Genomic DNA, 22,505 nt, shown 5'->3' on the forward strand with positions numbered 1-22,505 from the left:
AAATCTGTAAACAACAGGCCTCCAAGCATTGAGAGGCTTACGATAAGCAAACTAAAGATTAATTTTTCAGCGATTGTTAGCTTGTCGGTAGGAATGAGATAGATTATTGTGGTGATAAAGAATATTGAAAAGTATAATAGGTAAGGTGGATATTGGTAATGCAAATAAGTAAACGGGGACTTTACTAGAAATGTAGTAGCCACCAAAGTTGTTGTAATAATCAAAAACCTATATTTATTTACTATTTCAATCAAGTTTGACTGCATCCAAAAAATTAATTTCTTATTAAAATTTCTGCCAACGTTCTAGGCTAAACGACGGGTGAGGCCGTCGGCCGTAGCATGGCTTATGCACAATGTTGAGTGAAGATTTTATTTTAGTTTCTCAACCGGTGTCATGTCGCGTATATAGAATATGCCATCAAAAACATCTGACCAGTTTCCGGTGCTGTACATTTGCCTGCTTTTCATCTTGAATGTTTCGCTATAGTTTGGCTGGAGCGCCCTGAATTTCTTCCAGTCTATGAAACCGTAGCTTACGCTATCGTCTATCCAAGTCTCAAACCCATCTTTGAAAGGTTTGCCTACCGGCATCACTTTGGTTCCGGAATTATTGGCATATTGCCCGTCTCGTGAATTGAATCCAATTACATAGGTGGTTGCAGAGTTGCGGCTGTTTTTGTTGAAGATGGTACCCATCCAGTTGATGGAAGCATCCCTTTTTGCTTTCAGAGCCGTATCTGCGTTCTTCATGATATGGGAGTTGGCTGCCCATACTATTATTTTCCCATTTGGGTATTTGCTATCCGCAAGCCATTGAAGGTTTCTGGCCATTTGCGCATCCCTGATATTATAACTGGAAACGGACTTTTCATAAACGTAGAGCTGATTTGCGAACTCCCTTGCATTTTCAAGTGCCAGATAGGTGAAATCTTTGGAATATTGCTGGCCAAGCTGAGCCAATACAGTATCGATAGTCAAAGCAAGCCCTATCATCCACTCCCTACTCTCTTTATCCTTTCCAACCCAGTTCTTGAGTCTTTCTATGTTGGGGAGAAATTCATTATGGTATCGGTTCGTCTTGGTGAACGTATGTCTATTTCTCCGCAGATAGAAATCTATGCTGTCTTTTAAGTTAGAATTACTGAAATGATAGCCGATTTGGCTGTCAAACCCGGAAACCTCCAGGGGAGTTTTCGTCTGGTAGGTAGTGGGGATATAAGAGTAGAATAACTCGCTGCATTGTTTATTGGAGGGCCATACGCCATGCAGGTTCTTCCTGAAAAAATCTTTAATAGCACCGCTATTCTTTGTCACGTTCCCCCAACCAGCATTAAGAGCAAAGAAGTCAGCCTCAAATGCCAACACATTGAACCCTTTCTTTTCGTGAAGGTACTTGATGAGCCTACTTTTGGCTAGCATAGTCGCACCGTCACCGTGGCTCTGTTCCCCGAGCATCACAATTCTTGAAGTACCTATAGCGGCGCCAATTGCCTCTAGGTCTGAATAATCTGTGGAATCAGGTGAGATATTTTTTATTGAGACTAAGTGATTCTGAACATACTCTTCGGCTTTTTTTTGCCCGAAGCCTTTCAATGATATGGAAAGCAAAAATGAAACTAAAAGGATTCTAATCATATATTTAAATTTTCACTCAACGTGCTGGTATAGCAGATGGCAAGGTTTTAGCCGAAGCATGACTGCTATACTTTATTGGCAAGTTTTGTTTTTAATCGCCTAAACAGATGATTTTTTCATTGGTTTTGTTAGCAATGTCAATCATACTAACCCACTTCTCTAATTTCTGGATAACGTCTTTTCTTGTTAGTACTTTGAAAATGTCCATTTTTTCAGGTTGTAATTGAGTCCCAGTATAAACTGACCACTGTATTTCTTTTTGTGCTTTAACCCTTTCTAATTCACCGACTAATAGTTGACGCAACTTGAGTAAGCTTCCATTAGAAAATTCAGAATCAGCATATAAGTCAATCATTTCTCCTGTTTCCTTTACCAGCTTTTCAAAAAGTGGATACAAGTGCCAATAATCAGCGTCTCCGCCTTCAAAGCTAATTGATTGCTCTTTACTGTTTTTAGGAGCTTTGCCATTTACAGTAATGGTAATGTCTAAAGCCATTTCTATACTTTCAATTTTTGCCAACGGCCGCGTGTATGCAAAGCCCGCAGCGAAGCAAGGGTTTTGCATACACGCGGCCGTTGGCTGACGAAATTATTTATTCAGTCTACTTTCTATAAGCGAAATAACTTCAGGATTCTTGCTTTCCTTAGCGGCAGTAAGAACGGTGTTGCCATCACCATCAGTAGCATTAACGTCTGCGCCACTTGCTAATAGCAACTCTACAACTTCTTTATTCCCTTTGGATGCCGCATACATTAAGGCTGTGGTATTAAATCCGTCTTTCCAGTCTATTTGTGCTTGATTAGCAATTAAAAGCTTCACAATCTCAATATTGGAATTGTTAACTGCAGTAATCAACGGGTTTACCTTCATCCAAGGTCCTGCCTGCTTAATATAGTTTGGGTCAGCCTTTTTCTTGAGAAGCGCTTCAACCTTGGCTTTGTCATTCTTTTGGACAGCTGCATATAGTTGCTCATCCTTACTTTGAGCAATCGTTAGAAATGACGTACTTAAAGTCAGTACAATTAGGAGTAATAATTTTTTCATTTTATAGTTTTTTTGACAGCCAACGGCCTAGTATAAAAGACGGCTGAGGCCTTTGGCCGAAAGCTGGCATATATGCAGTGTTAGGTGCTGATATTTTTTAATTTATTGCTTCACAAATGCTTTTAAGATAAAAATAATGAAAAGTCCCTTCCTGCACACTAACATCAATTAGAGCAGATGGGGTCTTTAAGCTTTTAAGCATCTTATTTTTACTCTTTTTACTTATTACTCCTTGTTCATAGAAATTGACAATTAAATCAGAATACTTTTGAGGCAATTCAATATCTACTAAAACACGAGGCACTACATAATAATATTTTTCTTTTGTATCCCTTAGTTTTATGGTTTCCTGTACATCTTCAGGCCTTCCTTCGAAATGAAGTTTTATCAAACGGCCAATTAGCTCTTTATTAGTAGTTATTTCTCCTTCTTTTACTCTTTCTGCTAATTCCAAGTATGCAGGTTCAGAAATTAGTTCGTGGAGCTTAAAAGTTTCTAATATTCTTGCTATAGGATTATTCTCCATTGTTTGAGAATATGATATAAGGATTCCTTTACAAATTAAAAAGCAGATAATTAATAACCTCATATATGTAATTTATTTGCACCCAACGGTTAGGCTAAACGACGGCGGAGGCCGCCGGCCGATGCTGGCGTTTAGCTGTTGTTGTGCTAAGTATTTCTTATCTACTTGTCAAATTGAAAATTAAGTCCTAGCATGACCAAAACGAATATATAAATAACAAAAAGGATAAAATCTATAATTGTCACATCTCTTTCCTCAAACAAATCTGTTCTGCTTTTGCTGGGGCATACTAATTCCTCACCTTGGATTTTTAAGCTTACAATTCTTAATACTTGAAAGAGTGAGAGTAGAATAACTGTATTCCTCAATCCAGTTGCAGCATGTACTTTTACCCCCTCCAGCAAAGGGTCACTAATCAAATTCAGATAGAAGTAGTAGTGGAATAAGCCAATTATAAACCAAATTGCATAAACAGATAAATTCCTAAGCGACCTATAGTTCACAAAGTATAGGAACAACTGAGTCCCATATGGATACCAAAACAAAATGTCCTTCTTCTCTTCAACTAATTCCGAGCCTGCATAAAGAAAGTACAGTACAAGCGATATAATAAGATAAAGTCCGAAAGTAACTTTATCCCAAGTACTTAGTTCTTGAAAGTATATTAATGGTCGCTTCAAGTTTTTTAATATTTAGCACAACGTCTAGTATAAAAAGCGTTGCATTCCCAAAGGGATGCATTGATTTTTATACCTTGTTAGCAGAAGGTATTTTTCCTTTTTATGTTTATTATTAATAATCATTTATAAATCATTTATTTTATTTGTTTCCAACTTGTAAGGCCAATGATTTTCTTCATAAACCTGCAAAGAAAAACGCTTTAGCTCAGTTCGGAATGGTGCAATTATTTCTTTGTAGTTTCCGCTAATCAATATAAGCGTGGATTCTTTAGAACTCTCAATATTAAGGTCGTCCTTTTCAATAATTGTTAGGGTGATTATTTCCCCATTTCTTTTAAAGTCAAAAAAATATGCTGCTGGTTCGAGCCAGAAAATTATTCGTTTGAGTTCATTGTCCTTTAATTTGGTAACTACTTCATAAAGTTCTTCAATCGGATCATTTAAAACGTCTGAAGCTGCAAAGTCCAAATGAAAATCAGCAAAACGGAAATCAATAGGTAACCAACCATATTCGGGCGGCCCTAATTTAATTGAAATAGAATTTTCCATTTTTTGATTTTTTGTTGGTCTGCAATTACTGCTAACGTTTAGTATAAACGGCGGCGGAGGCCGTCGGCCGAGGCTGGCGTTTATGCCTTGTTAGCGGGCGTTTTTCTTTACACAAGTAGATTTTCTTCTTTCATTATTTGAATAGCTTTTTCTGTCTCCTCTTTACCGTTGGACAAAGAGCCTGGAAGCATGATAAGCCTTTTCTTAATCTTGTTTTCCTCATTCAAGAAATTCACTTCAAAGTAGGAACGTGTCAATCCAGGTACAGCTTTCTTGAGCTTTATATTTTGTATTCTATTCCTGTCGATTATCGGTTCTGCTGAATTATTCAGACTCCTGCTTACATTGACCAACAAGTATATACCAAGTAGAACTTGTAATACAGCAACAGTGGTTTGCCCGTCTTGGTAACTGTCGAAGGCAAGGTAGAGCAGAAATGCTGCAATCAACCCGTAAATAAGTAGAATCCGAGTGATGCTATTTCCTACGGTCACTTTTGCTACGCTGCCTGCAACTCCGTCCCTTGAAAGAACTATCTTATCGGGGAAGATGTGGCAATATCCTGTTTTAGTTTTAAATATTTTTTCTGGATTCATATCTATAAATGACCGCTAACGTGCTGGGCTAAACGGCGGCGGAGGCCGTCGGCCGAGGCTGGCGTTTAGGTGTTGTTACCCGTAGTAATTTTTATTCTTTTGCAAATTCAACGAAGGTGTGGTCTTCTCCTTCTAGTTCTTCTTCAATGATTGCTGATATTATTTTCCAGTCGCCACCAGCAAGTCCAGCCCCTATAGCTGGGTAGGCTATTTTAAGGCCTGAGAATTTTCCTTTTATATGGCTGAATGCTGAGCGAACCGCATCATAGTCCGCTTTCACGCCAGTTCCTTTCCAGTCGAACTGTGTATAGGCATTTACAACAATAAGCGTCTTTCCGTTTACACTTAATTCCGCGCTACTGATTGTTCCAAGTTTGGATTTGTCGCCTTTCTTGGTTCCCAAGTCCGCTTTGTACGCTTCAGGGAATTTTTCCTTTATTGTTTTCGCTATTCCAGCGCCCATTACGCATTGGCAGTTGCAACCATGGATGATTAAGTCGAATTCGTTATTCAAAGCTTTTTTCACTAAATCACCTTTGATTGTTTTCATATTATCTATTACGGGTAACGGCTAGTATAAACGACGGCGAAGGCCGTCGGCCGAGATGACGTTTATACCTTGTTGGCAGTTGGTATTCTTTTTTAATTTACCCGCACTAACGTTAAAACATGTCCGACCTCGTTCCCATTCTTTTCTTCAACTAAGCTTTTTATAAGGAAGGTGTGAGCCAACCTGTTCCTATCGTAGGTGTAAAAAGTCGAGAGGTAAAGTTTTCCTTCCTTATTCTCAAGTTTGATTGTAAAAGTATCACTGCCGTCTTTGTAAATCTTCCCAGTCGGAGGTTCTGTACAGTTTTGGCTTTCTTGAATAATAAATGAATCTTTTTTCCAGAAAGTCCAGCCTACCTTGTCACAACAAATGTAAGCGGCTCTGTAAAGATTATTTTCAAAGAGCCTGATGGTGTCATTCTTAAAAAAAGCGCTGTCTTTGTTACAAGTCAGCCATTCATTGCTTCCTACTGAAATGGATTTTTTTGACTCCTGTTCTATGCTTGACTTAAATAATTTGAATACACTAGCCTTTGTCAGGCTCTTCTGTTGACCTGATGCTGTGCCAAAAGTTAAGGCAATGATGAAAAGGGTTGATATTAATTTCATTTTTTTCTACTTACTGCCAACTACTGTGTAAACGGAGCTGTTCCGGTTATTGACACCTTGAACAGAACCAAACTTCCGTTTATCCGACCAACGGTAGCTTGATAAACGGAACCGGGCCACCGAATATACTATATAGTTACCGTCCTATAAAGTGCATGCTCAGCTATATTATTGTTCAACAAGCCGGACAACGCACAAGGCGGCTCGGCTAAGCTTGATTGTTTCAGTTGCGTTCGCCTAAGGGAGGCCAAGAAGCAAATCAGGGCGTGCCAAACAACTGATGTAAAAAGCGGGAGGATTTTCCTAGGTTTGTACCGCCGGTTCTAACCAGATTCCGTAAGCAAATCCGGCAGCGGAAAGGCTGGAAACAAACCTTGTTTTAAGCCCGGTTTCCTGAAAATAGCATTAAAAGGAAAGCCATTGATGCCGCCCCTTCGTCTGCTTGTCTTTGAATTCCATCCCATGAAATACCTTTTCGCTTTCGTTTTCCTCTTTTCTTTTTTTACGGCCTGGGCCCAAGTAACCGTAGACGGGCGCGTGCTGGATGCGCGTTCGCAGCAGCCGTTGGAAGGTGCCTTGGTGAGCGAGGCCGTTACCGGTACGCAGGTCCTTACTGATGCCGCCGGCCAGTTCAGGATTGTGCTGGCTTCGCGTTTTGATACTTTGCTGGTGCAGCGCGTGACCAGTCACCAATTGCAGAAACTGGTGGTGCCGCTAAGCGGAAAGCCGTTGGTCATTCTGCTGGAGCCATTGGCCGTGAATCTGCAGGAGGTGGTAGTGAGAGGCTATGAAACCCGGAGGCCGTTACAGGAAACCGCCGGCGCCATCGGGTTGCTGTCTACCCGCGATCTGGAGCGTTTTTCCCAGACCACGTTGGTGCCCGCGCTTAATACCTTGCCCGGCGTGCGCATGGAAGAACGGGCTACGGCCAGTTACCGCATCTCCATCAGGGGAAGTTCGCTGCGGGCGCCGTACGGAGTGCGTAACGTGAAAATCTACCTGAACGAAGTGCCCCTGGTGGAAGCGAACGGTACCATTCCGCTGAACATGCTGGACCCGGGCCTCATCGGGAACATAGAAGTCATCAAAGGTCCGGCCGGAAGTGTGTACGGCGCCGGTACGGGCGGGACCATTCTGCTGGAAACGGCTAAGCCCATAGAAAGCAGTGTCATGGCCGGCGGACAAGTAGGTTCTTACGGCCTGCGCCGGGGATTTGCCGCCGCCAGCGTGGCCTCCGAGAAATCTAATCTGCTCCTGCGCTTTGACCGCCAAACCCTGGACGGTTACCGCGAGCAGAGTGCTATGGACCGCAAGAACGTCCTCCTTTCAGGGCAGTTTTTCCCAAATCAGAAGCAAACCTTCTCTTTCCACGCCCTGTACTCAGACCTGTTCTATGAACTGCCCGGCGCCCTTACCCGGGAACAGTTTGAAGCCAACCCTAGGGCGGCACGGCAGCTGAACAAAGACCAGAACGCTTCTTTGAACGTGGAAGGCCTGAACCTTGGCTTTGTGCACAACTACCAGTTCAACGACCACTGGAGCAACACCACGTCCCTATTCGGCGTGTTCAGTTTCCTGAACCACCCTTTCGTGACCGATTATGAACGCAACCTGAACCAGAGCTTCGGGGCGAGAACCCGTACCACGTACCGCACCCAGGTAGCCAGCCTGCCTACCCGCTTCACCCTGGGAGCCGAGGGGCAGCGCCGTTTTGTGAATGCCCGCCAGTACGTGAACAAAGGCGGTACGCCCGGTCTTCTGAACTTTGACGATGAAGTGACCGTGAAAGAAGGCTTTGTCTTCGGGCAGGCCGAGGTGGATTTGCCGGCTAGTTTCCTGCTCACGCTGGGCGCCAGCCTGAACTCGTTGCGCTATGACCTGGTCCGCGTATCAGACGCCAGCACTAACCCCGAGGGGTATAAACAAAACCGCAGTATTGATGCGCAGTTCTCGCCCAGGGTTGGTTTGGTGAAAGTAATCTCGCCCACGTTATCAGCGCACGCCTCAGTGAGCGCTGGGTTCTCGCCGCCTACTGAGGCCGAGGTCCGTCCCTCAGATGCCAGTATCAATCTTTCTCTGCAGCCCGAGCGTGGCACTAACTATGAAGCTGGGGTAAGAGGAAGCCTGTTCAATCAGCGGTTCACGTATGATGTGGTTGCTTTCCATTTCAAGCTGAAGGAAACCATTGTGAGTCGCACCACCCCCTCGGGCGTAGCCGTGTTCGCGAACGCCGGCACCACCCGGCAGCAGGGGGTAGAAGTGGCCGCCGGTTATGCCTTTGTGCAGGCACCCAAAGCGGCGCTCAGTTTACTGCGGCTTTGGGGAACCTACACTTACAACCGATTCCGGTTCCTGGACTACCAGCAGAACGAGAACAATTTCTCAGGCAACCGCCTCACCGGCACCGCCCCGCACGTGGCTGTGGCCGGTCTGGACGTGGAAAGCCGATTAGGCCTTTACCTCAACGTCACCGCCAACTACTCAGATGAAATCCCGCTGAACGATGCCAATACGGTGTACGCCCCAGACTACTTCATTCTAGGTGCCCGCACCGGTTTCCGGCGCACCTTCGCCCAAACCTGGCACCTGGACCTGTACGGCGGCATAGACAACGCCACTGACCGCGATTACAGCCTGGGCAATGACCTGAACGCCTTTGGGAACCGCTACTTCCAGGCCGCACCGGGCCGCAACTTCTATACGGGCCTGCAACTGCGGAAGAGCTTTTAAGGTGTTTCCTGAAAAACAGCCTTAAAACGGAATAGGCTTCTCTTGTAGTAAGTCACTCACTGAGATCAAAGTAAACCTTCGCTGGCGCGAGCCTCTGGCTCGTGTCCGCACGCATTTTAAAACACCGTTTTGTCATCCTGAAAGGATCTTGGGAACAAGCGGTAGTAGCGTTTCTTCAACGCCTTTTCAGTTCGCCCACAAGATCTTTCCAAGATGACAAACAGGAGGAGTGCTGTCAATTAGAATGGAGGGGAATGCCTGAACTCTGAAACCAGGAAGCAGAAGAGGATCAGGAATGCGTGCGGACACGAGCGGGACGCTCGCGCCAGCGGTTGGGTTTTTAGCCTGTTTTCCTAAAATCGGCTGCGAAACGCGGCTTGGAAATTTGCGGGAGAAAGTCGTGGAATAGAAACGGCTGCTCTTTAGAGCTCAAGACCCTCAGAAACGCGGGTGTAGGTTTCCCTTTGGCTGAAGCCGCCTTGCTTTAGGAACTTCCGGAGGTCCTTCTGGGAAGGATTGGCCAGGAATACCTTGCCGGTTTCGCGGAGGGGGATGATTGCCTCCAGTTTTGCCACGTCCACGGAGTCATCCAGGTACTGTAGCCGGATGCGCTTGCGGCCCTGACGGCTTAGGCAGAAAACCTTCCAGCGGTTGGGCGCTATCTGTTGGTTCAGGAAATACATTCCTTTGAAAGACCGCAGCTGGTGGGTGGCATCCTGCGCGAACAGCGTATCCAGGATGGTGACCTGCAGGTAAAGCGAATCTGGGGTGCTCCGCACGATGGGCAATCCCTCAGGGAAATCGCTGCGGTAGAGCCGGCCGTTTTCCACTTTGTACGGAATGGAATCTTGTTTAAGCTCCTGCACCGCGGTAGGAGACAGAAACTGCATTTTCTGGACCAGCGCCGAGGACGTGAGCAGGAGGGTGGTGCTGTCCTGCGCGTTGAAGTACTGCCCCCAAAGCGCCTCCGGGAAGGCGGGTTCTTCCGTGCCGGTCAGGGGTTGCGGCCGCTCAAATTGCAAAGCGGGGTCTGAGGAGCAGGCGTTGAGCCCGACCAACAGCATAACAACGGCGCAGAAAAGGAGAAGTCTGGGCATGGCAGCGCATCTTTAAGTACTCTCTTTAATTCTGAAAAGTGCGTTAAGTAACCCGCTTGTTATCAGTTATATATTGTATTTACGATGTAAAATAAAAAAAGGCGTTCCCGGGGTCTTTCCCCGAAAACGCCTTTAAAACAGGTCTCCCTTTTAGGGGCTAACCCACCAAATATCAATCTAGAAAACGCGACCTTCTGCGCGGGCTTTGCGGCCTTTTTTCACAGGTTCTGCTTTCTTCACTTCAGGGGTAGCCGGGGCAGCAGCGGCATTGGCCATTACCGGAGCACCGTCTGGGTCCAGTTCCACTACATCGTAGCCCAGTTTCTCCAGACCTGGTTTGATAGCGGCTTTGTCGCCCACCAGCATGATGCTCATGTTATCAACCGGCAGGTACTTTTTGGCCAGCGCGTTGATCTCCTCTTTGGTGATGTTCTGCAGGATCTCGTTCTGCTTGGTCACGTAGTCAGGAGAAAGGTTGTAGCGCAGGATGTTGTTCAGGAAGGCCGCTTTCTGGAACGCAGTCTCGTAACGGCGGGCGTCAGACTGCCCAATGGCGTTCTTCATGAAGGCTAGCTCGGCATCAGTGATTCCTTCTTCTCTGAAGCGCTTGATCTCTTTCATGAACTCCACCACAGAGGCGTCAGAAGCGTTGGAACGCACGCCAGCCGATGCAGTGAATGGACCAGCCTCTTCGGTACCGGAGAAGCCGGAGCGGGCGCCGTAGGTGTAGCCTTTATCTTCGCGCAGGTTCAGGTTGATGCGGCTATTGAAAGCCCCACCCAACACGTAGTTCATCAGGTTGGCTTTGTAATACTCGCCGGTGGCATCATAAGGAAGCGCCATGTAGCCTATTCTGATCTCAGACTGGGCGGCCTTCTCTTTGTCCACGATGAAGATCTTGGTCTTGTCAATGCTGGCGGCTTTGAAGTCAGACGGCATGGTCACCTGCTTAGGCGTCCACTTGTTCAGGAACGCCAGTTTAGGCATCACTTGCTTCTGGTCTACATCACCTACCACTACCAGGTTGGTCACACTTGGTGAGAAGTAGTTTGCGTAGAATTTCTTCACGTCATCCAGGGTGATGCTTTCCACGGTCTGTACAGTACCCACTACCGGAATCGCGCGGATGTTGCCTTCGCCGTACAGCATTTTGTTGTACACGTTGTCGGCTACCACGGTAGGCTGGGTGCTCTGGTTTCTGATGGCTTCCAGACGCTGTTTCTTGATGCGGTCAAACTCAGCCGCGTCAAAACGAGGATGGAACATGCGCTCTTCCAACAGGGCCAACGTGGCATCCAGGTTTTTCACCTGAGAAGACACAGATACGGTCATGCTTTCCGCGCCGCTACCGAAACCAATGGAGGAACCCAGTTTCTCCAGCTCAGTGCTGATCTGCTCAGCAGTGAATTTCAGGGAGGACTCGTTCAGCATAGAAGCAGTTAAAGAAGCGATACCGGCTTTAGACGGATCATTTGCCTCCAGTTTGTGGCCGCCCTGCAGGGTGAACAACATGGTCACGGTAGGTACTTCGTCAGACTTGGCCCCGATTACTTTGATGCCGTTGGCCAAACTTTCTTTCCAGAACGGCGGCACGGTGATGGCCGGAACGGCACCCGCGGCCGGACGCTTGCTGCGGTCAAAAGTATCTTTGGCTTTCACGTACTTGAGGCCAGAGTACTGGTCAGCCGGAGCTTTGTAGCCGGTTGGGTCTACTTTGAAGTTGTCGGCTTTGGCAATCAACTCAGACTTGCCTTTGGGCACTACGCTCAGGATCACGGCTTTCTTGCCTTTGATATATTGTTTGTACACGCGCAGTACATCGTCTTTGGTCACCGCGTTCACCGCTTGTCTTTCCTTTACAAGGTGGTTCGCGTTGCCGGTCATGAACTGGTTGGCCGCCAGGGTAGAGGTCTTGCCAGATACGCTGGACATGCGGTTGATCACGCTAGCCTCGTAAGAAGCTTTGTAACGGGCGATGTCCTCATCGGTCACGCCTTTTTTCTCGAACTCCGCAATGGCGTCGCGCAATTGTTTCTCGGCATCAGCCAGATTCTGGTTAGGCAGCACGCGGGCAGAAAGCGTGAATTCACCGGCTAACTCAGAAGTGGAATGGTACGCACCGGCCTGGTTGGCTTTCTGCGTTTTCACCATGTTCTGGTAAATAATGGACGTTCTGCCACCACCAATGATATCAGAAAGTACATCCAGGGCAGGCTCATCCGGGTGATTGGCCGGCACGGTTGGCAAGGTCATCTGCACCAGCGGGAAACGCACGTTGTCCTCGTAGGAGATGTAACGGTCCTGGGCCAATACCGGGGCAGGCAGCTTTTGGTTCTTAACCTCTGGTCCGCGCTGGATGGAGCCGAAGTATTTCTCGGCCAATTTCACCACCTGGGCCGGGGTTACGTCACCGCCCACGGTTAAGGTAGCGTTGTTTGGTCCGTACCAGCGCAGGAAGAAGTTCTTCAGGTCATTTACGTTCACCCGGTTCAGGTCTTCGATGTACCCGATGGTGGTCCAGGAGTAAGGGTGACCGTACGGATATAAAGCGGCGCTCATTTTCTCGTAAGACAAGCCGTAAGGGGCGTTGTCTACGCGCTGTCCGCGCTCGTTTTTCACGGTCTCGCGCTGTACCTCAAATTTCTGCTGAGTTACGGCATCCAACAGGAAGCCCATGCGGTCAGCCTCTAACCACAAAGCAGTTTCTAACTGGTTAGAAGGAACGGTTTCAAAGTAATTGGTTCTATCGCGGTTAGTGGTTCCGTTCAGGGTTCCGCCGGCTTCAGAGACAATCTTGAAGTGCTCCTCATCGGCTACGTTGTCCGATCCCTGGAACATCATGTGCTCAAAGAAGTGCGCGAAACCAGACTTACCAACCTCTTCGCGGCCGGAGCCTACGTGGTAGGTCACGTCCACGTGCACGATGGGGTCAGAGTGATCTTCGTGCACGATCACGGTAAGGCCGTTGGCCAACTGGTATTTCTCGTAAGGGATCACCAGTTCGCCGCTCTTGCGGGTAACAGTCTCTAACTTACGAGTACCACCCTGCTGGGCTTTAGTGGTGGTAGTAGAGGCTTTCTTGGCTGGCGTAGCTTTAGTCTGGGCCTGGGCCTGCGTTAACATGGCGGCAGCCAGCAAGATTGCCAGAGTGCTCTTCTTTGACATGCGAATAGTTTGTTTGGGTTGGGTAAAAGGATGACTCTGCTTATAATAATATGGAATTATTCCCACTTATCACAAAAGAGAGCGAGTTTGTAAACAAATGATAGTTAATGATTTAAGTTGAGGTAGATGGGCTTTAAGGCCCGGACCTACCGCAGGGGGTATTTTCTTAGTCGAGGGGAGGGACGGATTATTACAGTTCTCCCTGTTATTTGCCTCTTTTTCTGAATTCGGCCCTTAAACAGGAAACCTGGCTGTAGGTAGGCGCAGGCTTCCTGTTTAAGGGCCGAATTTCTTGAATCACCTACTTTTTGCGGCTGAACTCCAGCTCCGAGAAATGTAAATCTGGGTTGTTGGCGTCTAAGCGCAACTCAGAAATAGAACCATCAGGGCCAGGAAGGAACCGGGCTTTGGTAGGCGTGAGTAGCGCGAAGTTGTTTTTCCAGGCCAGGTTGAAGATGTCAGGTTGGTGAAGGGAAAGCTCGCCGCCCAGGGCTGGAGCCGATGCCAGGCTTAACACCAGTTTTCCGTTCTGTACTGTCACGGTGGCATCCCCGTACAGAGGGCTGTAGTAGGTCCCGGCGTAGTCGCTGAGGCTGCGGGTGAGTCTGGCTTTGGCGGTTTTCGTTTTCGGAGCTTTGGCCTCGGTAGCTTTTTCTGCTTCTCTGGCTTTGGCGGCCATGTCCAGGCTGAACTGGCTCCAGTCGCGGCCGTTGGTGATGCCCAGGAACTGGTCAATGGTATAGCTGGCAATGGGCGACATGATGCTGCTCATGCTGTTGGTCAGGATCACGATGCCCAGCTTTTCCTCGGGTATCAATGTGGTCCAGCTGTTCATGCCTTCGTGGCCGCCGCTGTGGGCTATTATTTTCCTGCCCTGGTAGTCATTGAGCATCCAACCCAGACCAGCTCCCCTGAAATGCACAGAAGGGTTGATTTTCTCCATCTCCTTCGGCACTACGGTAGGGTTGTGCATGGTCCACATGGTATGTGAGGCGTTTTCAGAGAACAGGCGCTGGCCTTTATAGGTACCGCGGTTCAGTTGTAGTTTGAGCCATTTGGCATCTTCCAGCACGCTGGTGAAGATACCGGCGGCGGGGTTCCAGTTGTCCCAGGCGGTGAGCACGGTAGGCACGGGTTTTCCGTTTTCAGAATTAGGATTGCCGTGCGGGGTGGTCACGTTCTCCAAGCCTTTCAACTGATGTACCGAGGTGTAAGAACGGGTCATGCCCAGTGGCTTGAAGATGCGCTCCTGGATGAACTGCTCCCAGGGTTTTCCGCTGATGGCCTCAATCACTTCGCCCGCGGCGATGAACATGAGATTGGAGTAGCCATATCCGGCCCGGAAAGGGTAAGCGGGCTTGAGGTATCTGGCACGCTCCAGGATCTCTTTGCGGCTGAAAGTGGTGTTGTACCAGAGCAGATCGCCGGAGAAGGTCTGCAGGCCCACGCGGTGGCTTAGTAGATCCCTGACGTTGAGGTTCTGCGTCACGTACGGATCATAGAGTTGCAGGTACGGCAGGTATTTGGTCACGGGGTCATCCCAGCTGAGCTTGCCTTCGTCTACCAGCATGGCCAGCGCGGCGGCGGTGTAGGCCTTGGTGTTGGAGGCAATCCCGAAGATGGTGTTGGCATCCACGGCGCCGCCTTTCTGCTGGTCGCGTACGCCATAGCCTTTGGCAAACACCACCGAGTCGTTTTTCACGATAGCAATAGCCATGCCCGGTACGTTCCAGTCTTTAAGGGCTTTCTGGTAATAGGCATCTAGTTTCTGGAGATCGGCTTGGGCAAAAACAGGGTAGGAGAGGCACCACAGGAAGAGTGCCAAGAAAGTGAGCCGGAGAGACCGGCCGGAAAAAAGAAGCGACATGGGTGAGAGATTCGATTTAACTCCCAAGATACACAAAAGACCGTTTGGTTGAAACTGGCCCGCAGCCGGAGAAGTCGGGTTTTCAGAATAATGCGCTACCTTTGCCCTCATTCCGGGGCCGATAACCATGCAAAGCAGAATGCCTGCGCTGTTTCCAGGCCCATTTCCGGAAAACAACGTAAAAACCGATACATGGGGCGCATACTGGCCATAGATTACGGCGTGAAGCGGGTGGGGCTGGCGGTCACAGATCCGCTGCAGATCATCGCCTCGGGGCTGGACACGGTGCATGCGAAGGACCTGCATACCTTTCTGGCGCAGTACTGCCAGAAAGAGGAGGTGGAGGCCTTTGTGGTGGGCATGCCCAAGCACCTGGACAGTTCAGACACCAATAACACCCAGCACGTGGTGGGCTTCGTGCGGAAACTGAAGAAACAATTCCCCGACAAACAAGTAATCACCCATGATGAACGCTTTACCTCCAGAATGGCGTTCCAGACCATGATAGATGCCGGCCTGGGCAAGAAAGCCCGCGCCAACAAAGAGACCGTGGACAAGATCAGCGCCACCATTATTTTACAGAGTTACCTAGAGAGCAGACAATATCTATGATCTACCCTATTGTTGCCTACGGCGATCCGGTGCTGCGCACCAGAGCCAAAGACATTCCCTTAGATTCCCCTGAGCTGGAAAAGCTTATTGAAGACATGTTTGAGACCATGTACCACGCCCACGGCGTAGGTCTGGCCGCCCCGCAGATAGGCAAAAGCATCCGTCTGTTCGTGATTGATTCTAACCCTTTCATGGACGAGGATGAAAAAGAGCAGGGCGTGAAAAAGGCGTTCATCAACCCCACCATCCTGGAGGAGTCCGGCGAGGAGTGGGGCTTTGACGAAGGCTGCCTCAGCATCCCTGGCATCCGGGAGGAAGTGTGGCGCCAGGAGCGCATCAAGATCCGCTACTATGACCTGGAAGGCAAAGAGTACATTGAGGAGTTTGATGACGTGACCGCCCGCGTGATTCAGCACGAATACGATCACATTGAAGGCATCCTCTTCACGGACCATCTTTCAGCTTTGAAGAAGCGCCTGCTCAAAGGCAAACTCACCAAGATCACCAAAGGCGACGTAGACGCCGATTACCGCATGAAGTTTGCTGGGTTGAGTAAGCGGTAATTAACTGTTTTGTAGTTTCTTTAAACCTCACAGGTCTGGCAGACCTGGGAGGTTTTTAGTTTTAAGATCTCTCTTCTGGTTCAAGCTTTCAACTTGGACCTACCGTGGGTTGCAGTTTGCAACTGCAGTGAGTCGTGAGCCTCAAAGGTACTTTCTGGGTCTTTACCCCCAACTACCTTCTTACTCTACCTCCGGCGCTTGTTTCTCCGTTTGGAGGTTTGTCACTTTTCTCCTTGATGAGAAAAGTAACCAAAAGAATCAAGAAGAAAAGAAACTCGCTGACGCTCAAACAGTCTTTTCTTCATTCTCTGTGACACCCCGCTGCCGCTATTTATTGCATAGTGAACTTACGCCATTGCAATTTGAGAAGCCACTGCCTGGGCTCGTCGGAGGTTGGGTTACGCACGCGCCCAACCTCCGCCTCGCTGCATGTGCCTGCCTTTGCTCTAGAGCCGCTGCAATACCTTCATCGTCCTTCGGACGGGAGGATAACACTAGAATTGCCTGTTATTATCTGTTTGGAAATGTAGAGACCATGCACCGCCTTGCCTCCCTACGGATCCACCGCAATTTATGGCAACTACTGGAAATAGCTGGCAACTATCAGCAGCTACAGGAAAGGGCACCCATCAGAGGTGCCCCTACAATCCCTGTTCTGCGTAGAGTTAGCATAGCACTCTACGCAGCCACTGTGCCGCCAATCTCCAGATTGGCCCTGCAGTACCGGTGCTTACCTCCAAGCAACTCTTATTTTGCCTTTGCACTTGCATCTATGGGGACTTTCCAACCTTACTCAGATACATGACGCTTCTCACGCTTTCTTTTCTCAGTAAAATGATGTAACTTACTTACAGGTAGTTATAATTAGGAAAGTAGTATGAAGCAGCTCTTTCTATTTCCGTTATTTGTATTGCTCTCTCTCACCTGTGCGGGGCAAAGTCTGAACCTTGAGCAGCTTCTAAAGCTGCAGGGCATGGGTAAACAGGAGATCGGTGGTTTCCTGCAGGGCAAAGGCTGGGTGTCTAAATCAGACGTGAGTCCCAGTGAGGGCAAGATGGGCAAGGCTGTTTGGGCCTATAATCCCGAGGGGGAAGGCGCCGATGCCTGGTGTATCCTTTATTACAGTGACACCAGCCCCAACCGGATTCTTTACAACACCCAGGGCGGACCTACCTTTGACAAAATCAGGAAGAACGTGAAGCAGCGCGATATGGCCGTGCTGGAGGCCGGGGAGCAGGTAGAAGGCCTTGACTTCGTGGACGCCTACACAGATTACGCCGATGAGCAGATAGTGGCGCGCCTCTATGATTACAAGCAGATCAACTACTACGGCATTAAGATATTCAAGAAAGAAGATTACCTGCAGGCTAAGAAAAGCGCCAAACTCTGATTGGTTTTAGCCCTGTTCACTTTAAAACCGGCGCTAAACGTCCGGTCTTGGTCTGATTACAAATTTACCATTCTGCTTTGGGTCTGTTTTCAGGAAAAGAAGCCTGAAAGACAGGCCCTTTCTTTTGCCCTGAACTCGTATATTACTGCATGCGAAATCGGTTTCTGCTTCTGGTGCTTTTGCTTGGCTTGCAACGGGTTGCCCTGGCCTGGGGCTTCTACGCGCACCAGCGCATCAACCAGCAGGCCGTGTACACCCTTCCGACTGAGATGATCGGGTTTTACAAGCAGCACCTGCCGTACTTGGTGGAACAGGCCGTAGCCCCGGACAAGAGACGGTATACCGTGCCGGAGGAAGGTGCCCGCCATTTTATTGACCTGGATGTGTACGGAGACAGCGCTGCCTACAAACTGCCCCGCCGCTGGGATGATGCCGTGCAGAAATTTGGCCCGGATACCCTGCAGCGGCACGGCATTGTGCCGTGGCACATCGGGTTGGTGCAGTACCAGCTCACCCAAGCTTTTCAGGAGCATGATGTCCCGCGTCTATTGCGGCTTTCGGCGGAGTTGGGCCACTACGTAGCTGATGCCTGCGTGCCTCTCCACACCACCCACAACTACAACGGTCAGTTCACCAATCAAAGGGGTATCCATGGGCTATGGGAAAGCCGTCTGCCGGAACTTTGGGCCCCGGAATATGATTTCTTCATAGGGCCGCCGCAGCACCTGGCTAATCCCGGCCGCATGGCGTGGGAGATTGTCGCCCGGTCCAACGCTGCCCTGGATTCGGTCTTCTCCGTGGAGAAACAACTGACCAAAACCTTCTCTGAGGACAAGAAATACAGCCTGGAGGAGCGCGGCGCCTCCACAGTCAAAGTCTATTCCCGCGCGTTCAGCCAGGCTTACCACCGGGGCCTGCACGGTCAGGTTGAGCGGCAGATGCGGCTGGCTATCCACCTGGTGGCCAGTTACTGGTACACCGCCTGGGTAAACGCGGGTCAGCCCGACCTTAGGCAATTGGCGCCGCTTACGCCTGAGCAAAAGCAGCAACTGGAGCAGAACAAAATTGAGTACCAGACCGGCGAGCACGAGGCACGGTAAACAGGAGTTGGTGCGTTTTACCCCTGTCTTATGGAAAACAGGCCCGGAACGCATCTTGTGGAAAAGAGAAACAGACGCAGAGAAACAGAAGCAGCGCATCTTATGACAGGAGGCCCGCACATGGATAAGAGCTATAGAGTTGACGTATTCCTGATTGCCCTAGGGTTGGCCACCCTGGTGGTGCAGCGGTTCTTCTTGAACCCAGACACCGATGCCGGGAACTGGCCGGGCTTCAGGTCCACCAAAGTGGAGGCCTCAGCGCCCATCCGCGCGCAGGTGGTGCCAGAGTCGGAGTACACCATCACTTTCCCAGCGGGCTCCAAGTACCAGGGCCTCACGCCTCCGGAAGGCATCACGCCCAATCCTTTCCTGGAGGTGCAGCGGATTGTGAACGACAATGGGGAAGTAAGGGACTACGCCGGCAAAGACACCGATATGCGGCAGCTGCTGCTGGCCCACGCCGGCAAGGATTACCTGTTTGTGTTGCAGCAACAGGCCGCCAACGAGATGCTGCGCCATGAGCTTTTCCACCATTACTACAGTGATCCCACGCAGCCTAATATGTTAGAGGCCATAGGTTTTTACACGAATCAGTTGCTGGAGGCCAAGTCTGAGGATGCTAAACTGATCTATATGTGCCTGCGGGCGCTTAAACAATACTGGCCTGAGGAGCAGCTAGCTCAGGCTGCCCTTTCCACCGCCACCCGGGTACAGGCCCGCGGAAAGCAGGCTGCGGCAGATACAACCACCACCAATGGGTACCATCGGCAGGTCTACGCCCGCGAGCTGAAGAAGATGGCCAGCCGCCTGAAAAGCCCCGGCAAAGTGGATAAGCCTGTGGACAAGCGGGTGGATAGCTAAGTGGATAAGACGTGAATAAATATTCTACCCTAATCCTTTTTGAGGGCTCACCTAAAGCATTACTTTAGGAGTGAGAGGAAGGATATAGTTGCTGGTGCCTGACTTTAAAACTTTGGTTTATAATTCATTTCATGATTCATTCCTTTCGTAGCCGTGCCGTGCTGGCAGTGGCTTGTATTAGTATCTTAAGCCTTACCTCGTGCGAGAAAATGCTCCGCGACATGGCCACCAAAACCACCACAGGGGAGAAAAAGCAAACCGCAGACTCTGTGGCGGCCGCCAACGCCCAGGCCTCTACTGCCGCTTCGGCCAGGGCCAAAGAACCCGAGTACGAGATCACCTATCCCAAAGGATCTAAATACGCAGGCCTCACCCCACCCAAAGGAGTCAAGGAAAATCCGTTTGAGGAGATTGCCCGTATCTCTGAGGCGCATGCCGGCGAAGCCAACTGGGCCGACAAGCACGCCGATATAAAAGGCGTGTTGCTGCAAAACCTGCAGAAAGATTACCTGTTTGTCTTGCAGCAGCAGGCCGCCAACGAGATGCTGCGGCATGAACTGTTCCCGCACTATTACCAGGACATGGGCAATACCCGCGTGCTGCTCACCATTGCTTATTATACAGAGCAGTTGGTGGAAGCCAAATCTGAGGATTCAGAGCTGATCTACAAGTGTCTGCGGGCGCTCAAAGGCCACTGGTCTGATAAGCAGATTGCCGAGGTCGCCTTGGGTACGGCCAAAAGAGTGCAGGCCCGCCCCATCCTGTCGCCCGCAGATACCACCACCCGCAACGGTAACTACCGCCAGGTGTACGCCCGTGAGCTCAGGAAAATGGCGCAGAAACTATCTGCAAACGCATAAGCCCGGTGAAGGCAACTTTACTGAGTTGTATTTTGTATTATGAAGGAAGATTTGTTTTTGACTGAAGTGGGCAACTGATAAGTAGTCAATATCTTATAAGATGAGTCTTCTTTTGTGTTAATATGATTAGTATAATATATGACTGAGAAAACAGAGCCTAAGAAAATAGAGAATTCCTTGTTTCAGGTACGCTTGCCGCTCTTCCTGGGCCTGGCCATGGCCGTGGGTATCTTGGTGGGCGCCACCTTGTTCCAGCCCAGCTCCAACAATCCGCAGGGTACCGCCCGGGGCTATCTTAAGTTCCGGGAGATCCTGAGCTACATTGACCGTGAGTACGTGGACACGGTGAACACTGAGCATCTCTCTGAGTACGCCATCAACAAGATGCTGGAGAAGCTGGACCCGCATTCTTCCTACATTCCGTCCAAAGACCTCACCCTGGCCCATTCTTACCTGGAGAGCGATTTTGACGGCATTGGGGTGGAGTTCAACATCTTCCGGGATACGCTGTACGTGATTGCGCCTTTGAGCGGAGGACCTTCTGAGCAGGTGGGCATCCAGGCGGGTGACAAAATCCTGAAGGTGAACGGCGAGAACATTGCCGGTGTGAATATCTCTAATGAGGTGGTGTTCAAAAAGCTACGGGGCCCAAGAGGCTCCAAGGTGAATTTGACGGTACTGCGTCCGCATGAGACCAAACCGGTGCAGTTCACAGTAACGCGCCGCAAAATTCCGTCCGTATCCGTGGATGCGGGGTACATGGTAGATAACAAGACCGGTTACATCAAAGTGAGTCGTTTCTCTAACGGTACTTATGAGGAATTCAAATCCAAGCTGACCGCTTTGAAGAAACAAGGCTTGCAGCGCCTCATCCTGGATTTGCGTGATAACCCCGGCGGCTACCTGGACCACGCTACCCGCATGGCCGATGAGTTCATCGCCGGGAACAAGAAACTGGTGTACACAGACGGCAAAGGCTCTAAGTACGATGCCAACTACTACGCTAAGGTGAAAGGTGATTTTGAACAGGGCGAACTGATTGTCCTGATCAACGAGGGCAGCGCCTCTGCTTCCGAGATTCTGGCCGGTGCCTTGCAGGACCATGACCGCGCCCTGATCGTGGGTCGCCGTTCCTTCGGGAAAGGTTTGGTGCAGGTGCCTATTCCCCTTTCTGACGGCGCGGAGCTTCGCCTGACCATCTCCCGCTACTACACGCCAAGCGGCCGTTCCATCCAGAAACCGTATGACCCAGAGTCTGCCGAGGATTACGAGATGGACATTGCCAACCGCTACAAGCACGGCGAGTTCTTCAGCCAGGACAGCATAAAGTTCAATGATTCGCTCAAGTACAAGACCAGCCATGGACGCATTGTCTACGGCGGCGGAGGTATTATGCCAGACGTGTTCGTACCGCGTGACACCACTGACAACACCAACCTGCTAACCGAGCTATACCGCAAGAACGTGCTGCGCGAGTATGCCCTTAATTACTTCCGTGATCATCGGCAGCAGCTGGAGAATACTTCTTTGGCCAGCTTCCAAGAGTCGTTCCAGATCTCGGAGACCATGATGCAGGGGCTCCTGAAAGAAGCCAAGCGCGCTTCCATAAAGGTGGATAGTAAGGAGCTGAAAAGGTCTGAGAAAACCATCCGCAACAACCTCAAGGCCTTTATTGCCCGCAGCCGTTACGAAGCCGAAGGTTTCTACCCGGTCCTCAACGAGATCGATCCTGATTTTCAGCGGGCCCTGGGGCTTTTTGACCAGGCCAAGCACATCAGCTTAGGGAAGTAAAACTCCCGGGCAGAATAGATTGAAAGCGCAGCAGGATTTCCTGTTGCGCTTTTTGCTTTATGGGAGAGGAAGTGATAACTTATTCGCTCTAAAGCCGAGGTCGAACTCCGGAAGGAAGGCAGACCTGGCCGCAGCCTTGCAGGATATTTCTGTTTCAAAGCCGGTTTAGCCAAAACAGGCCTTAAATGCAGAAGACCTTTAGACTGGGTGAATAATTCATCGCTTTGGAAACCGCATTGCGTACGTGTTTAAAGACATTCAATCCATCACTCCTTCAC

General features: G+C 49.5%; 19 protein-coding genes and 1 pseudogene. 8 read left to right on the forward strand and 12 right to left on the reverse strand.

Features of this window, described 5'->3' with window-relative positions; all coding sequences use genetic code 11:
- Window positions 1–371 precede the first annotated feature (371 nt).
- The 8 genes from J3P35_RS04275 to J3P35_RS04310 form a co-directional block, all read right to left on the reverse strand.
- Window positions 372–1,637 carry an erythromycin esterase family protein gene (locus J3P35_RS04275; protein WP_210463124.1) on the reverse strand — a complete coding sequence of 422 codons (1,266 nt, stop codon included), beginning with the start codon at window positions 1,635–1,637 and terminating at the stop codon, window positions 372–374.
- Between the two features lie 91 nt (window positions 1,638–1,728).
- The gene (locus J3P35_RS04280) at window positions 1,729–2,157 is read right to left on the reverse strand and encodes a hypothetical protein (RefSeq protein ID WP_210463125.1); all 429 of its coding nucleotides are present in this window, start codon (window positions 2,155–2,157) and stop codon (window positions 1,729–1,731) included.
- A gap of 69 nt (window positions 2,158–2,226) precedes the next feature.
- A complete protein-coding gene (locus tag J3P35_RS04285) occupies window positions 2,227–2,682 on the reverse strand; it encodes an ankyrin repeat domain-containing protein (RefSeq protein WP_210463126.1) in 456 nt (151 codons plus the stop codon).
- Between the two features lie 97 nt (window positions 2,683–2,779).
- Window positions 2,780–3,208 carry a hypothetical protein gene (locus J3P35_RS04290; protein WP_210463127.1) on the reverse strand — a complete coding sequence of 143 codons (429 nt, stop codon included), beginning with the start codon at window positions 3,206–3,208 and terminating at the stop codon, window positions 2,780–2,782.
- A gap of 803 nt (window positions 3,209–4,011) precedes the next feature.
- Window positions 4,012–4,437 (reverse strand): hypothetical protein, encoded by a 426-nt coding sequence (locus J3P35_RS04295; protein WP_210463128.1) that lies wholly within the window; start codon window positions 4,435–4,437, stop codon window positions 4,012–4,014.
- A 107-nt stretch (window positions 4,438–4,544) separates the two neighbouring features.
- A complete protein-coding gene (locus tag J3P35_RS04300; RefSeq protein WP_210463129.1) occupies window positions 4,545–5,033 on the reverse strand; it encodes a phosphoribosylaminoimidazolesuccinocarboxamide synthase in 489 nt (162 codons plus the stop codon).
- Window positions 5,034–5,124: 91 nt separating this feature from the next.
- Window positions 5,125–5,583 (reverse strand): macro domain-containing protein, encoded by a 459-nt coding sequence (locus J3P35_RS04305; RefSeq protein WP_210463130.1) that lies wholly within the window; start codon window positions 5,581–5,583, stop codon window positions 5,125–5,127.
- A 92-nt stretch (window positions 5,584–5,675) separates the two neighbouring features.
- The gene (locus tag J3P35_RS04310) at window positions 5,676–6,191 is read right to left on the reverse strand and encodes a hypothetical protein (RefSeq protein WP_210463131.1); all 516 of its coding nucleotides are present in this window, start codon (window positions 6,189–6,191) and stop codon (window positions 5,676–5,678) included.
- A 462-nt stretch (window positions 6,192–6,653) separates the two neighbouring features.
- Here J3P35_RS04310 and J3P35_RS04315 point away from each other — a divergent pair, with 462 nt between their 5' ends.
- The gene (locus J3P35_RS04315) at window positions 6,654–8,921 is read left to right on the forward strand and encodes a TonB-dependent receptor (RefSeq protein ID WP_210463132.1); all 2,268 of its coding nucleotides are present in this window, start codon (window positions 6,654–6,656) and stop codon (window positions 8,919–8,921) included.
- Between the two features lie 422 nt (window positions 8,922–9,343).
- Here J3P35_RS04315 and J3P35_RS04320 read toward each other — a convergent pair whose 3' ends face one another.
- From J3P35_RS04320 to J3P35_RS04330, 4 genes and pseudogenes are all read right to left on the reverse strand, one after another.
- On the reverse strand, window positions 9,344–10,018 hold the full coding sequence (locus tag J3P35_RS04320) for a hypothetical protein (protein WP_210463133.1): 675 nt from the start codon (window positions 10,016–10,018) through the stop codon (window positions 9,344–9,346).
- Between the two features lie 177 nt (window positions 10,019–10,195).
- Window positions 10,196–11,860, reverse strand: a complete 1,665-nt coding sequence (locus J3P35_RS22260) for a M16 family metallopeptidase (protein WP_394371269.1) — start codon at window positions 11,858–11,860, stop codon at window positions 10,196–10,198.
- A gap of 126 nt (window positions 11,861–11,986) precedes the next feature.
- Window positions 11,987–13,183: pseudogene (locus tag J3P35_RS22265) on the reverse strand (M16 family metallopeptidase); the annotation flags it as partial.
- A gap of 301 nt (window positions 13,184–13,484) precedes the next feature.
- Window positions 13,485–15,050, reverse strand: coding sequence for a serine hydrolase (locus tag J3P35_RS04330; protein ID WP_210463135.1), 1,566 nt, complete (start codon window positions 15,048–15,050; stop codon window positions 13,485–13,487).
- 192 nt (window positions 15,051–15,242) lie between these two features.
- Between J3P35_RS04330 and ruvX the strand changes: the two genes are divergently transcribed.
- From ruvX to J3P35_RS04365, 7 genes are all read left to right on the forward strand, one after another.
- A complete protein-coding gene (gene ruvX, locus J3P35_RS04335; RefSeq protein ID WP_210463136.1) occupies window positions 15,243–15,662 on the forward strand; it encodes a Holliday junction resolvase RuvX in 420 nt (139 codons plus the stop codon).
- Entirely contained in the window at window positions 15,659–16,225 is a 567-nt protein-coding gene (gene def / locus J3P35_RS04340) for a peptide deformylase (protein ID WP_210463137.1), read from the forward strand. Before ruvX ends, def begins: the two co-directional genes overlap by 4 nt.
- Before the next feature lie 973 nt (window positions 16,226–17,198).
- Window positions 17,199–17,615 carry a hypothetical protein gene (locus J3P35_RS04345; RefSeq protein ID WP_210463138.1) on the forward strand — a complete coding sequence of 139 codons (417 nt, stop codon included), beginning with the start codon at window positions 17,199–17,201 and terminating at the stop codon, window positions 17,613–17,615.
- A 149-nt stretch (window positions 17,616–17,764) separates the two neighbouring features.
- Window positions 17,765–18,715, forward strand: a complete 951-nt coding sequence (locus J3P35_RS04350) for a zinc dependent phospholipase C family protein (protein ID WP_210463139.1) — start codon at window positions 17,765–17,767, stop codon at window positions 18,713–18,715.
- Window positions 18,716–18,835: 120 nt separating this feature from the next.
- The gene (locus J3P35_RS04355) at window positions 18,836–19,576 is read left to right on the forward strand and encodes a hypothetical protein (protein WP_210463140.1); all 741 of its coding nucleotides are present in this window, start codon (window positions 18,836–18,838) and stop codon (window positions 19,574–19,576) included.
- Between the two features lie 131 nt (window positions 19,577–19,707).
- The gene (locus tag J3P35_RS04360) at window positions 19,708–20,436 is read left to right on the forward strand and encodes a hypothetical protein (RefSeq protein WP_210463141.1); all 729 of its coding nucleotides are present in this window, start codon (window positions 19,708–19,710) and stop codon (window positions 20,434–20,436) included.
- 138 nt (window positions 20,437–20,574) lie between these two features.
- Window positions 20,575–22,227 carry a S41 family peptidase gene (locus J3P35_RS04365; RefSeq protein WP_210463142.1) on the forward strand — a complete coding sequence of 551 codons (1,653 nt, stop codon included), beginning with the start codon at window positions 20,575–20,577 and terminating at the stop codon, window positions 22,225–22,227.
- The last annotated feature ends 278 nt before the right edge of the window (window positions 22,228–22,505 follow it).

Source organism: Rufibacter roseolus (assembly GCF_017916365.1).
In the GTDB taxonomy this organism is placed as follows: Bacteria; Bacteroidota; Bacteroidia; order Cytophagales; family Hymenobacteraceae; genus Nibribacter; species Nibribacter roseolus.